The sequence below is a fragment of the Streptomyces sp. NPDC085866 genome (assembly GCF_044541035.1).
Taxonomy (GTDB): Bacteria; Actinomycetota; Actinomycetes; order Streptomycetales; family Streptomycetaceae; genus Streptomyces.
In genome coordinates this window covers 418,998-431,433 of sequence record NZ_JBITSQ010000005.1, presented here as the reverse complement: position 1 = coordinate 431,433, position 12,436 = coordinate 418,998, and the positions used below count along the sequence as shown (strand labels likewise).

9 protein-coding genes, 1 tRNA gene and 1 pseudogene are annotated in these 12,436 nt (G+C 69.0%); 1 reads left to right on the top strand and 10 read right to left on the bottom strand.

Annotated features, from left to right (window positions below; translation table 11 throughout):
* Positions 1 to 111: 111 nt before the first annotated feature.
* From rho to ACIF83_RS15025, 7 genes and pseudogenes are all read right to left on the bottom strand, one after another.
* Entirely contained in the window at positions 112 to 2,175 is a 2,064-nt protein-coding gene (gene rho / locus ACIF83_RS15055) for a transcription termination factor Rho (protein WP_393469372.1), read from the bottom strand.
* A gap of 403 nt (positions 2,176 to 2,578) precedes the next feature.
* On the bottom strand, positions 2,579 to 3,496 hold the full coding sequence (gene thrB / locus ACIF83_RS15050) for a homoserine kinase (protein ID WP_393469369.1): 918 nt from the start codon (positions 3,494 to 3,496) through the stop codon (positions 2,579 to 2,581).
* A 282-nt stretch (positions 3,497 to 3,778) separates the two neighbouring features.
* Positions 3,779 to 4,837 (bottom strand): threonine synthase, encoded by a 1,059-nt coding sequence (gene thrC / locus ACIF83_RS15045; RefSeq protein ID WP_393469366.1) that lies wholly within the window; start codon positions 4,835 to 4,837, stop codon positions 3,779 to 3,781.
* 6 nt (positions 4,838 to 4,843) lie between these two features.
* On the bottom strand, positions 4,844 to 6,136 hold the full coding sequence (locus tag ACIF83_RS15040) for a homoserine dehydrogenase (protein WP_393469363.1): 1,293 nt from the start codon (positions 6,134 to 6,136) through the stop codon (positions 4,844 to 4,846).
* Positions 6,137 to 6,294: 158 nt separating this feature from the next.
* Positions 6,295 to 7,686 carry a diaminopimelate decarboxylase gene (gene lysA, locus ACIF83_RS15035; RefSeq protein ID WP_393469360.1) on the bottom strand — a complete coding sequence of 464 codons (1,392 nt, stop codon included), beginning with the start codon at positions 7,684 to 7,686 and terminating at the stop codon, positions 6,295 to 6,297.
* Positions 7,687 to 7,746: 60 nt separating this feature from the next.
* The gene (gene nrtL, locus ACIF83_RS15030; RefSeq protein ID WP_393469356.1) at positions 7,747 to 8,718 is read right to left on the bottom strand and encodes an ArgS-related anticodon-binding protein NrtL; all 972 of its coding nucleotides are present in this window, start codon (positions 8,716 to 8,718) and stop codon (positions 7,747 to 7,749) included.
* A 396-nt stretch (positions 8,719 to 9,114) separates the two neighbouring features.
* Positions 9,115 to 9,630, bottom strand: a pseudogene (locus tag ACIF83_RS15025) (response regulator); the annotation flags it as partial.
* 152 nt (positions 9,631 to 9,782) lie between these two features.
* Here ACIF83_RS15025 and ACIF83_RS15020 point away from each other — a divergent pair.
* Positions 9,783 to 9,854 (top strand) — tRNA-Arg (locus ACIF83_RS15020).
* Between the two features lie 225 nt (positions 9,855 to 10,079).
* Here ACIF83_RS15020 and ACIF83_RS15015 read toward each other — a convergent pair.
* The 3 genes from ACIF83_RS15015 to ACIF83_RS15005 all read right to left on the bottom strand — a co-directional run bounded on the left by ACIF83_RS15015 (position 10,080) and on the right by ACIF83_RS15005 (position 12,435).
* A complete protein-coding gene (locus tag ACIF83_RS15015) occupies positions 10,080 to 10,688 on the bottom strand; it encodes a hypothetical protein (protein ID WP_399726929.1) in 609 nt (202 codons plus the stop codon).
* A gap of 203 nt (positions 10,689 to 10,891) precedes the next feature.
* Positions 10,892 to 12,265: a tyrosine-type recombinase/integrase gene (locus ACIF83_RS15010; protein ID WP_399726926.1), complete on the bottom strand. Its 1,374-nt coding sequence runs from the start codon at positions 12,263 to 12,265 to the stop codon at positions 10,892 to 10,894.
* On the bottom strand, positions 12,262 to 12,435 hold the full coding sequence (locus ACIF83_RS15005) for a helix-turn-helix transcriptional regulator (protein ID WP_399727175.1): 174 nt from the start codon (positions 12,433 to 12,435) through the stop codon (positions 12,262 to 12,264). The genes ACIF83_RS15010 and ACIF83_RS15005 overlap by 4 nt, the downstream gene beginning before the upstream one ends.
* Position 12,436 lies beyond the last annotated feature (1 nt).

The following is a 12,436-nucleotide window of genomic DNA, read 5'->3' as shown; positions in this document are numbered from 1 at the left end:
GAGGTGAGCAGGGAGGGGCGCATGGTGCGCTCCATACCTCTCAGCGCCAAAGGGCCGCCCCCCGTCACATACGGACGAGGGGCGGCCCTGACTCCCTGAGGGGTGCGTCGACTAGTCGCCGTTACCAGGCGTCGGCGTCGTCTTCTGAATCTGCATCAGGAACTCGACGTTCGACTTGGTCTGCTTCATCTTGTCGAGGAGCAGCTCGATGGCCTGCTGCTGGTCCAGCGCGTGCAGCACACGGCGCAGCTTCCAGACGACCGCCAGCTCCTCGTTGCCGAGCAGGATCTCTTCCTTACGGGTGCCGGACGCGTCCACGTCCACCGCCGGGAAGATGCGCTTGTCGGCGAGCTTCCGGTCGAGCTTGAGCTCCATGTTGCCGGTGCCCTTGAACTCCTCGAAGATCACCTCGTCCATGCGGGACCCGGTGTCCACCAGGGCGGTGGCGAGGATGGTCAGCGAGCCGCCGTCCTCGATGTTCCGCGCCGCACCGAAGAACCGCTTCGGCGGGTACAGAGCCGTCGAGTCGACACCACCGGACAGGATGCGGCCGGAGGCCGGCGCGGCCAGGTTGTACGCACGGCCCAGACGCGTGATCGAGTCGAGCAGCACGACGACGTCGTGGCCCAGCTCCACCAGACGCTTGGCGCGCTCGATCGCGAGCTCGGCGACCGTGGTGTGGTCCTCGGCCGGACGGTCGAAGGTCGAGGAGATGACCTCGCCCTTGACCGACCGCTGCATGTCGGTGACCTCTTCCGGACGCTCGTCGACCAGGACGACCATCAGGTGGCACTCGGGGTTGTTGTGCGTGATCGCGTTGGCGATCGCCTGCATGATCATGGTCTTGCCGGTCTTCGGCGGGGCCACGATCAGACCGCGCTGGCCCTTACCGATCGGCGACACGAGGTCGATGATGCGGGTGGTCAGCACGCCCGGGTCGGTCTCCAGGCGGAGCCGGTCCTGCGGGTAGAGCGGGGTCAGCTTGTTGAACTCCGGGCGGCCGCGGCCGTGTTCGGGCGCCATGCCGTTGACGGAGTCGAGACGGACCAGCGCGTTGAACTTCTCGCGGCGCTCGCCCTCCTTGGGCTGACGGACCGCACCGGTGACGTGGTCACCCTTGCGCAGACCGTTCTTGCGGACCTGGGCGAGGGAGACGTACACGTCGTTCGGACCCGGCAGGTAGCCCGACGTACGGATGAAGGCGTAGTTGTCGAGGATGTCGAGGATGCCCGCGACGGGGATCAGGACGTCGTCCTCGGCGAGCTGCGGCTCGTTGCCGGCGAACTCGTCGCGGCCACGGCGGCCACGGCGGTCGCGGTAGCGGCCACGACGGCCACGGCGGCCGCCCTCGAAGTCGTCCCCGTCCTCATCGGCCCGCTGCTGGCCGCGCTCCGGGCGACCGCCGCCGCCCTGCTGCTGGCCCTGCTGCTGCTGGCGCTGGCCGCCCTGGCCCTGCTGGTCGTCGCCCTTGCCCCGGCGGTCCCGGTCCCGGTCCCGGCCACGCTCACGGCGGTCGCGACGGCCGCGGCCGTCGCCCTCACCGGCGTCACCCTTGGCCTCGCCCTGCTGCGCGGGCGTCTCGGCCTTGGGCTCGGCCTTCGCCTCGGCGACGACGGTCTCGGCGCTGCTCGCGGCCGGGGCGCCCGCCTCGGCGGTGGCACGACGGCGACGGCGCTCGGTCGGGGCCTCGTCCGCCGCACGCTCGGCTTCTCCCCCACGCTCGGCTGCGCTCGCGCGGGAGGTACCCCCATCGCGGGAGGTGCCCCCGGCCGGCTGCCCGGGAATCTCGATCTGCTGCTGGGCCACGGCCTTCTCGGCGGGGGCCGCCGCGGACTTCGACGCCTTCTTCTCGGCGGCGTCCTCGCCCGTCCGGGCCTTCGAGGTGGCGCGGCGCTTCGGCTTGGTCTCGGTGGCGGCCTCGGCCTTGGGGGCGGCGCCCCCACCGGCCTGGGCCTCCTTGATGACCTCGATCAGCTGGCTCTTGCGCATACGCGCGGTGCCCCTGATACCGAGGCCCGAGGCGACCTGCTGCAGCTCGGCCAGCACCATGCCCTCGAGGCCGGTACCACGGCGCCGCCGGGAGCCGGCACCGGTGGCAGGCGCGGAGGCGTCCGTGGCGGGCGCGGCAGCGGTCTCCTCGACACGTGCGCCCATCAGATCGGTGGTGTCGCTCACGAAGGGTCCTTCCCTGGAGCGGACGTCGGCCTGTCTGGCTCGGCGACCGGTTGTGCTGTCCGGCTACGGTCCTGTCTCTGTGAACCGTGCCGGGGCGGTGGTCCGCCAACGCGGCGGAAGAGATTTGCAGGTGATGGCGCTTCCGCGAACCGTGGCACCCAGTGTCACGTGGCGTGGTAGCACCGATTCCGAAGCGTGCCCGGCGGCTCGCTCAGTGCGCGCATACGACGTACTGCCCAGGTACGACACATGGAACACGGAGTGGCTTGGGAGGCTCCCGGAAGAAGGTCTGTCCCGGACGGGGACACGAAGCACCTCGCCATGGTGGGGTCGGGTGCAGACTTGAGGTTAACACTACCGGATCCAACAAACATTCCCCCTCTCCAAATCCGGCAACCGTGTGTCAGGTCGCAAGCGGCAGCACGCTCGCTCCCTGCATGTCCAGGCTCAGCCGGTTGGCGGCCCAGTCGTTGCCGGCCAGGGCTTCCACCTTGTCGGCGGTGCCGACGTCGGCGAGGGCCATGACGGTGGGCCCGGCGCCCGAGATGACGGCCGGGATCCCGTCGCCCCGCAGCCGCTCCACCAGCGCGGCGCTCTCCGGCATGGCCGGGGCGCGGTACTCCTGGTGGAGGCGGTCCTCGGTGGCGGGCAGCAGCAGCTCGGGGCGCCGGGTGAGGGCCTCGACGAGCAGGGCGGCACGGCCCGCGTTGGTGGCGGCGTCGACATGCGGCACGGTGCGCGGGAGCAGGCCGCGCGCGGTCTCGGTCAGGACCGGCTTCCCGGGCACGAAAACCACCGGAACGATGGAATCGTTCGGCTCCATCCTGATCGCCCGGGCGGCGCCGGCCTCCATCCAGGACAGGGTGAAACCGCCGAGCAGGCAGGCCGCCACGTTGTCCGGATGGCCCTCGATCTCGGTGGCCAGCTCCAGCAGCGCGGCGTCGTCGAGCCGGGCCTCACCGCCTATGGTCACCGCGCGGGCGGCGACGATGCCGGCACAGATGGCGGCGGACGAGGAGCCCAGGCCGCGTCCGTGCGGAATGCGGTTGGCGCAGACGATTTCCAGACCGCGGGGCTGTCCGCCCAGCAGATCGAAGGCGGTGCGCAGGGAACGGACGAGCAGGTGACTCTCGTCCCGGGGCAGGGTCTCGCTGCCCTCACCCGCAATGTCGATGTGCAGCCCGGAGTCGGCCACCCGGACGACGACGTCGTCGTACAGCCCCAGCGCGAGGCCCAGGGCGTCGAAGCCCGGACCGAGATTGGCGCTGGTGGCGGGAACGCGCACCCGGACGGCGGCGGCGCGGAACGCTGGACCGGCCATCGCTCGAAGACTCTCCTTGAGCTGCGTGACTGTCGAAAGACATCCGATGGAGTCGAATGTCACCCGATGGATTCGATGGACATTCGATGACGTACGAAGACCCTTCGGGGCGCGGTGACGGCGCGACCCCGTGCCCACACGCAGGGGCATATGCGGTAGGCGGGTTCAGTACAGCCTATCGAAGGAAGGTTCTGCCGCGACATAGGGCGCACAGGAGGCGCACGATGCGTGTCGTAAGCCCCCTGTGCACCCTGACGCGGGTTACCCCTGCTCAGGCCGGTTTCAGGCCAGGCCGAGGCGCTCGGCCGCGGTGGCCGCGTCGACCGGGACGGTGACCGGCTGCGGAGCGCCGGCGACGGCCCAGTCGGGGTCCTTCAGACCGTTGCCGGTGACGGTGCACACGATGCGCTGTCCCGGGTCGACCTTGCCCTGCTCGGCGGCCTTGAGCAGACCGGCCACCGAGGCGGCGGAGGCGGGCTCCACGAAGACACCCTCCTGCGCGGCCAACAGCCGGTAGGCGCGCAGGATTTCACGGTCCGTCACCTCGTCGATGGCGCCGCCGGACTCGTCCCGGGCGGCAAGGGCGTACTGCCAGGAGGCGGGGTTGCCGATGCGGATCGCGGTGGCGATGGTCGACGGGTCCTTGACGACCTCGCCGCGCACGATCGGGGCACTGCCGGAGGCCTGGAAACCCCACATGCGCGGGGTCTTGGAGGCGATGCCGTCGGCGGCGTACTCCTTGTAGCCCTTCCAGTAGGCGGTGATGTTGCCCGCGTTGCCTACCGGGAGGACGTGGATGTCGGGGGCGTCGCCCAGCATGTCCACGATCTCGAAGGCAGCCGTCTTCTGACCCTCGATGCGCACCGGATTGACCGAATTGACCAGCGCCACAGGGTAGTTCTCGCTCAGCTCGCGGGCGAGCGTGAGGCAGTCGTCGAAGTTTCCGTCGACCTGGAGGATCTTCGCGCCGTGCACGAGGGCCTGGCCCATCTTGCCGAGCGCGATCTTGCCCTGCGGCACGAGCACGGCGGAGACCATGCCCGCGCGGACCGCGTAGGCCGCGGCGGAGGCGGAGGTGTTGCCGGTGGAGGCGCAGATGACCGCCTTCGCCCCCTCCTCCTTCGCCTTGGAGATGGCCATGGTCATGCCGCGGTCCTTGAAGGACCCGGTGGGGTTGGCCCCCTCCACCTTGAGGTGGACCTCACAGCCCGTGCGCTCGGAGAGCACCTGAGCGGGCACGAGAGGCGTGCCGCCCTCGCGGAGCGTCACGACCGGCGTGGTGTCGGAGACCGGCAGCCTGTCCCGGTACTCCTCGATGATGCCGCGCCACTGGTGAGTCATTGCTGGTTACTCTCCTTCAACCCGCATGATGCTGGCGACACCCCGCACGGTGTCGAGCTTGCGCAGCGCCTCGACGGTCCCGGTGAGGGAGGCGTCGGACGCCCGGTGGGTGACGACGACGAGGGAGGCCTCGCCGTCCTTGCCCTGCTGCCGAACCGTATCGATCGACACCCCGTGCTCGGCGAAGACGGTCGCGACCTGGGCGAGAACACCCGGTTTGTCCGCGACGTCGAGGCTGATGTGGTACCGGGTGACGACCTCGCCCATGGGCGAGACGGGCAGGGCCGCGTACGCCGACTCACCGGGCCCCGTTGCGCCGTTGAGCCGGTTGCGGCAGACGGCGACGAGGTCGCCGAGCACGGCGGAGGCGGTCGGGGAACCACCCGCGCCGGGGCCGTAGAACATGAGCTGGCCGGCCGCGTCGGACTCCACGAAGACGGCGTTGTACGCGCCGCGTACGGAGGCGAGCGGGTGGCTCAGCGGAATCATGGCGGGGTGCACGCGCGCGGTGACGGACGCCCCGTCCTTGGACCGCTCACAGATGGCGAGCAGCTTGATGGTGCAGCCCATCTCCTTGGCCGAGCGGAAGTCGGCCGCGGTGACCTCGGTCATGCCCTCGCGGTAGACGTCGTCCAGGCGCACCCGGGTGTGGAAGGCGATGCCGGCGAGGATGGCGGCCTTGGCGGCGGCGTCGAACCCCTCGACGTCGGCGGTCGGGTCGGCCTCCGCGTATCCCAGGGCGGTGGCCTCGTCGAGGGCCTCCTGGTAGCCCGCCCCCGTGGTGTCCATCTTGTCGAGGATGAAGTTGGTCGTCCCGTTGACGATGCCCATCACCCGGTTGATCTTGTCGCCGGCGAGGGACTCGCGCAGCGGCCGGATCAGCGGGATGGCACCGGCGACGGCGGCCTCGTAGTAGAGGTCCTTGCCGTGCGCCTCGGCGGCGGCGTGCAGGGCGGCGCCGTCCTGGGCGAGCAGGGCCTTGTTCGCGGAGACGACGGACGCCCCGTGCTCGAAGGCGGCGGTGATGAGGCCCCGGGCGGGCTCGATCCCGCCGATGACCTCCACCACGACGTCGATGTCACCGCGTTTGACGAGGGCGGTGGCGTCGGTGGTGACGAGTTCCTGCGCAATGCCCTCACGGACCTTGGAGGGCCGCCGTACCGCGACTCCCGCCAGCTCCACGGGGGCCCCGATACGGGCGGCGAGGTCGTCGGCGTGCGTCGTCATGATGCGCGCCACCTCTGAGCCGACCACTCCACAGCCCAGCAGCGCCACCTTCAGCGGACGCGTACGCATCATCCGACCTCGTTTCCTCATACCGTCTACGGTTGGACCAGTCTCACTCACCGGACGGCGGTTTCTACCCTTCGTCCGGATCGTGAGACATCTATTTCATGTTGCCGGGACGAACAGACCGAAGAATCTCCGGCCCGTCACCCCTTGTCTCTGTTTCTTTGTCACCCGACGTCGAGCCGCAGGAGGTCGTCCTCCGTCTCACGCCGGACGATGACCCGGGCCCTGCCGTCCTTCACGGCGATGACGGGCGGCCGGAGCACGTGGTTGTAGTTGCTGGCCATGGACCGGCAGTAGGCGCCGGTGGCGGGTACGGCGATGAGGTCGCCCGGCGCCAGGTCGGCGGGCAGGAACGCGTCCTTGACCACGATGTCCCCGCTCTCGCAGTGCTTGCCGACGACGCGGGCGAGCATGGGCTCGGCGTCAGTGGTGCGCGAGACGAGGGCGACGCTGTACTCGGCGTCGTACAGCGCGGTGCGGATGTTGTCGGACATGCCGCCGTCGACGGAGACGTACGTCCGCAGCCCGTCGAGCGGCTTGACCGTGCCGACCTCGTACAGCGTGAACGCGGTCGGGCCCACGATGGCGCGCCCCGGCTCGACGGAGATCCGCGGCGTCCGCAGCCTGGCCGCCTCGCACTCCCGCGTGACGATCTCGGTGAGCGCCTTGGCGATCTCGTGCGGCTCACGCGGATCGTCGTCACTCGTGTAGGCGATACCGAGTCCGCCACCGAGGTCGATCTCGGGCAGCTCGACCCCGTGCTCGTCCCGGATGTCCTTCAGCAGCCCGACCACACGGTGGGCGGCGACCTCGAACCCGGACATGTCGAAGATCTGCGACCCGATGTGGCTGTGAATGCCGATCAGTTCGAGCCCGTCCAGCTGCAGAGCCCGCCGCACGGCCTCGGCGGCCTGCCCGCCCGCGAGCGGAATGCCGAACTTCTGGTCCTCGTGAGCGGTGGCGATGAACTCGTGGGTGTGCGCCTCCACGCCCACGGTGATCCGGATCTGCACCTTCTGCCGCTTGCCGAGCGACTGGGCGATGTGGGCGACACGCACGATCTCCTGGAAGGAGTCGAGCACGATCCGCCCGACGCCGGCCTCTATGGCCCGCTCGATCTCCCGGACCGACTTGTTGTTGCCGTGGAAGGCGATGCGCTCGGCGGGCATGCCGCCGGAGAGGGCCGTGGCCAGCTCCCCACCCGAACAGACATCCAGGTTGAGCCCCTCCTCGTGCAGCCACCGCACGACCGCACGCGAGAGGAACGCCTTCCCGGCGTAGAACACGTCGGCGTCGGCGCCGAAGGCGGTGCGCCAGGCGCGCGCCCGGCCGCGGAAGTCGGCCTCGTCGAGGATGTAGGCGGGGGTGCCGAACTCCTCGGCGATCCGGGTGGCGGGAATCCCGGCGACGGTGAGGACACCGTCCTCGTCCCGGCCGACGGTCTGGGCCCACACCTTGGGGTCGAGGGCGTTGAGGTCGGCGGGCGGGGCGGAGTAGTGCCCGTCGGACAGGACGTCGGCGTGGCGGGGCCCGGCAGGGTGGGCGGAACGACTCATGACGTTGGCTCTCAGACTCTCTGTCTCGCTCCGGGGCTCATGCGTGTCGCTCTGAGTCCCTCAGAGGTGTTCGGGTGCGTCGATGCCGAGCAGGGACAGGCCGCCGGCCAGCACCGTCCCGGCGGCTTCGGCGAGGGCGAGCCGGGCACGGTGGGCGGCCGAGGGTTTCTCCTCGCCGCGCGGAAGCACGGTGGGCAGAAAGGGCAGGACGGCATCGGCGACGGTGACGAGATGCCGGGCAAGCCGGTCCGGGCCGCGATGGGTGGCGGCCGCGGTGAGGATACGCGGGTAGTCGGAGAGGGCCGCAAGGACCTCACGGGCCTCGACGGGACCGGGTTCGGCACCGAACCCGAGGCGACCGGCGTTACGGCTGACGGCCCGGACCCGGGCATGCGCGTACCGCACCCGGAACAGCGGATTGCTCTCCCGTTGCACGAGATGGTCGGCGGTGATCCGGGGCCGGTCGTGCGGCGCGGGATGGAGCAGGGCCCACTGAGCGGCGTCGGCCCCGAGCGGCGCGGGATCCTCCGGCGCCGGAACCGGCCGCAGATTCACGGGCTCCCCGTGCTCGACCTCACACCGCCCGCCCTGTGTCCCGACGATCCGCACGACCGCATCCGCGACGACCTCGGCGCGCACGTCGTACGGAACCCGGAGGACGACAACCTGCCCCTTGAGGGCCTCACTGCGCCCGTACCCGCCCCCGCGCTCACGGATGTCCTGTACGACTCCGGCGACGAGGTCGGCCTCCTCATCGAGGCTGATGTTGAGAAACCCGGGACCGGTGACGACGACGTCCCTGATCCCCTCGGCACCGACGAGATACGGCCGCAGAATCTCGGCGACCCGCAGAGGCGTCTCCTGAGCCGCCCGGGCGAGCTGGAGCGCGACGTTGGTGGCGTAGTCCCCACACCCCCCGGCCCCCGGCTCGGTCACGACGACCCGCTCCGGCACGGACACATGCAGCTCCCCCTCCTCGACGGCACGACGCACTGCGTGCAGCACGGTGCGGGAGAGCTCGACGGGGGTCACGGGACAAGCGTAGGGGAGGTGGGGGGTGGGTATGCGAGCTGGTTTATGCCGTGTGGGGTGGGGAGGGAGGTTGGCTGCGGGGGATTCGGGCGAGGTTGGCTGGGGCTTGGAGGGGCTCGAGCTGGGGCTTGGAGGGACTCGAGCTGGGACTCGCAGGAACCCGCTGGGACTCGCAGGAACCCGAGCTGGGACTCGGAGGAACTCGATAGGACTCGGCGGGGCTCGCTGAAGCTATCCGCCGAAGGAAACCCCATCGACCACACCACCGGTCACACTGCCGGCCACACCACCGGGCACACCACCAGTCACGCCGCCGGCCACACCACCAGTCAGGCCGCTGGCAACGCCACCCGCCAGCCCATCGGCAACGCCACCCGTGCCCCCGTCGCGAACGCCTCCACCGATCCCCCCACCACCCTCACCGTCCCCGTCGATCTCCCCCTCGCTCTCCCCATCACCTTCGCCTCGCTCTCCACTCCTGCCCCCGGGCCGCCGCTCGATGAGGTGCTTGACGAGGCGAACGAGTTCCGCGGGTTCGAAGGGCTTGGCGAGGAAGGCGTCGACGCCGACGTCGAGGCCGGTCTCGACCTCGTACTGGGTACAGGCGCTGATGATGGCGAGGGGAAGATCATGAGTCCGCGGATCGGCCCGAAGCCGAGCGGCGGTCCGGAGTCCGTCCAAGCGAGGCATGACGACATCGAGGGTGACGACATCGGGCCGCACCTGATGCACCACATCCAGACACTCGGCACCATCGGCCGCGGTCACGACCTCAAGCCCTTCCAGCTCGAGATTGACCCTGATCAGCTGCCGGATGACCTTGTTGTCGTCCACAACAAGCACCCGACCCGATGCGCCTGGCACAACTCGAGAGTAGGTCCGGACCGGCCACCGCGTCCGGGTTTTCCCCACTTCCAACCCTGCGAGGGACCCTGGCCACCCTGCCCTCGAACCCACCCCACCCCGACCGGGACACCCACCCCGGGAAACCCGTTCCTGATCACCCCGGAAGACCTGCTAGGGTTCTACCCGTCGCCGCAAGCAAGAAGTCAAGCGCCCGACACGCCCCCGTAGCTCAGGGGATAGAGCAACGGCCTCCGGAGCCGTGTGCGCAGGTTCGAATCCTGCCGGGGGCACCCCTTATGAGGTGCCCAAAGACCCCGTCACCAGCGAATATGCTGAGGCCGGGGTCTTCGCGTATGTGCAGGCATATGCAGCACTGAGCTGCCCTAGGACACGGTCTGTGGACTATTTGTGGACAGGATCTTGGAGCGTCTGCCCAGGTCAGCCTCGGATAAGACCAAGCCCCGTGGACCCTCGACAGGGGCGGCGCCTGGCGAGTCCAAGGCACAGGAAGGCCATCAGGTGGACAGGCCGGCCTCATGGTCCAAGCGCGAGGACTCAGCTTGAACCTCTGTCGTGTTCGGGGTGAGAGCGATGACCCCAGTACCTTCAACACGCGTTTCCGCTGTCAGCTTCAACGGACTGACACCCAGAGCCGCAGCGATCTCGGGAGCGAGGTCGAACGCGGCCCACTTCCACTCGTCCTCGTCCTCGTCCTCGTCTGATTCCGTCGCCTCGTCCCATACCACCGGCAATCCGAGTTGCTCTCGGTGAGCCCGTTCGACAGGCAGGGGCTCCCCCAGCGTCAAGTAGGCGTTCTCTCCTTCACCCGTCTCGCAGTAGCGCCGCAGCACGACACCGTCCTGAGCAATGAGCCAGGCCGAACCATCGCCCTGGGCCCCGTAGTAGTACGCCTGCGCCTGGCCGTAGCGGGCGCTCAGGTCCCTGCACAGGTGCAGCACGTCGTCGCTGCGCTCAACATCGCACGGGTCGCACCACGGGCCGATGACCAAGGTCCACCCGTCGAGTTCTGGGCTGACGTACACCCGAGCCATCCCGTCGGGATTGCCCTCCGCCCCTCCGTGGCCGTCTTCGTCGATGATCTCCGCGGCTTCGGCGAACGTCACGGGACGAGGCTGGACAAGCCCCATCATTTCCATGACCCCTGCTTGATCACCTGTTGGTACAGCGATCCAGTACAGCCAACATGTGGCCAGGACTCTCGGCACATCATCAGCGGAGGAGCGCACGGCCACACACTGCCATGAGGCAGTACGCAAACAAAGAGGCCCCTGCAGTTCCAAGGGCCTCAAGGCATGTGCGGGTGTTCTCACTCGTACTCGCGCAACAGCTCTTCGATCTTGCGGTTGGCGATCTCCTGTCGGCCGTCGATGCATTTGGCGTAGCGACTCAGCAGGACCTCAACACTGTTGCCCGCGCGTTCGGCCACCTCGGTCGGGTCCACCCCGGAGTTGAGCCAGGTCGACAGGGCCGAGTGTCGGAGGTCGTACGGCCGGGCGGCGAGCGGAGAGGCGACCGCGGCGGGCGGGAGCGCCAGTGCCCGAGCCTCCTGCCACACGCGGTAGTAGGTCGAGGAGCCCACCACTCCCCCACGTTCGTTCATGAAGAGTCGCCCGTCCTCCGGGCTGCCGAAAGTGTCGAGGTGTTGCCGAAGGATGGCGACGAGCTGGGGCGGGATCGGCACGAGCCGGACCTCTTCGGCCGGCCTGTTCTTCAGGCCGCGGTCGTCGTGGGTCTCGCCTGAGTCCGTCCATTGCTTGCCGACACTGGGGCGCGTGCGGTTCAGCAGGGCCGTCCCCCAGCCGGTTTCCGGCAGCTTCAGGTCTGCTTTGGTGAGGCCGACTGCCTCAGCAGGGCGTAAGGCGCCGTAGTACATGCAGGCGAACAGGCCGACGAGTCGACGGCCACGCGCCCGGCCGTATCCACCGATGTAGGAGACCGCGGTCAACAGCGACCGAGCCTGCTCCGGATTGGCGACCACACGAGGATCCACTTCGCCGGCCACCTTTGGCTTCTTCCAGCGAATGGCGGTGATCGGGTTCTCCTTGAACTCCCCAAGATCCACCGCGTAGTGCAGCGCGTTGACGAGCGTCCGACGCTTGCGCCGAACTGTCTCCGCGGCCGCCGCCGTCCCGTCGAGCTTCAGCTTGAGCGAGTCCAGGACCGCCCGACCGATGGCAGCGTCGCCAAGGTCGGACAGAGGGCGCGAAGCCTTTGCGACCCAGTGCAGGGTGTTCGCGATCTCGGTCGGCAATTCGCGATCATCGGGACCGGGCAGGACAAAGGCCCAGTTGCGCAGTGCCTTCCTGAGCAGATCATCGGACGGCCGTCCCGGACGATCGTCGAGAAGGGCCATGGTTACGGCGGTCAGTGACTCATTGATCCCGTTGCGCGTGTTCGGCGCCGCGTGCGGCCACTTCATGGCGAGGTACTTCAGAGCGAAGGCGTACCAGGTGGCCGAAGAAGCCTTTTCGATCATAGAGTCGGGCAGCCCGGTGACCGTGTCGAACTCTTCGCCGTCCCGCGCTGCGCGGAGAAGCTTGGCACGGTAGTGGTCCGCAAGCCCCTTGGTGCGAAACTGATCGGAGAACACGTTGCCAGCAACGATCCATCTGACGTCATAGGACGACTTCTTGGTGTTCCTCTTTCGAACGCCCCAGACCTTTACGTCGAGGGACCTCATGCCGCGGCCCTCTCTCGGGCATTCAGCCATGCGTTGAAGTCACTGCGCCACACGCGCCATTCGCCGTTGGGCAACTTGAAGGCCTGCGGCGCCTGACCGAGCTCCTGCCAGCGGTAGAAGGTCCGACGTGAGATGCCCTTGAGTTCGGTGCAGACCTCCAGCACGGTCATC

Bases quoted from the DNA above. Each gene is read 5' to 3' on its own strand.
- thrB (WP_393469369.1), bottom strand. From the start codon at position 3,496: ATGGCCGGTCCAGCGTTCCGCGCCGCCGCCGTCCGGGTGCGCGTTCCC.
- thrC (WP_393469366.1), bottom strand. From the start codon at position 4,837: ATGACTCACCAGTGGCGCGGCATCATCGAGGAGTACCGGGACAGGCTG.
- ACIF83_RS15040 (WP_393469363.1), bottom strand. From the start codon at position 6,136: ATGATGCGTACGCGTCCGCTGAAGGTGGCGCTGCTGGGCTGTGGAGTG.
- lysA (WP_393469360.1), bottom strand. From the start codon at position 7,686: ATGAGTCGTTCCGCCCACCCTGCCGGGCCCCGCCACGCCGACGTCCTG.
- ACIF83_RS15010 (WP_399726926.1), bottom strand. From the start codon at position 12,265: ATGAGGTCCCTCGACGTAAAGGTCTGGGGCGTTCGAAAGAGGAACACC.
- ACIF83_RS15005 (WP_399727175.1), bottom strand. From the start codon at position 12,435: ATGACCGTGCTGGAGGTCTGCACCGAACTCAAGGGCATCTCACGTCGG.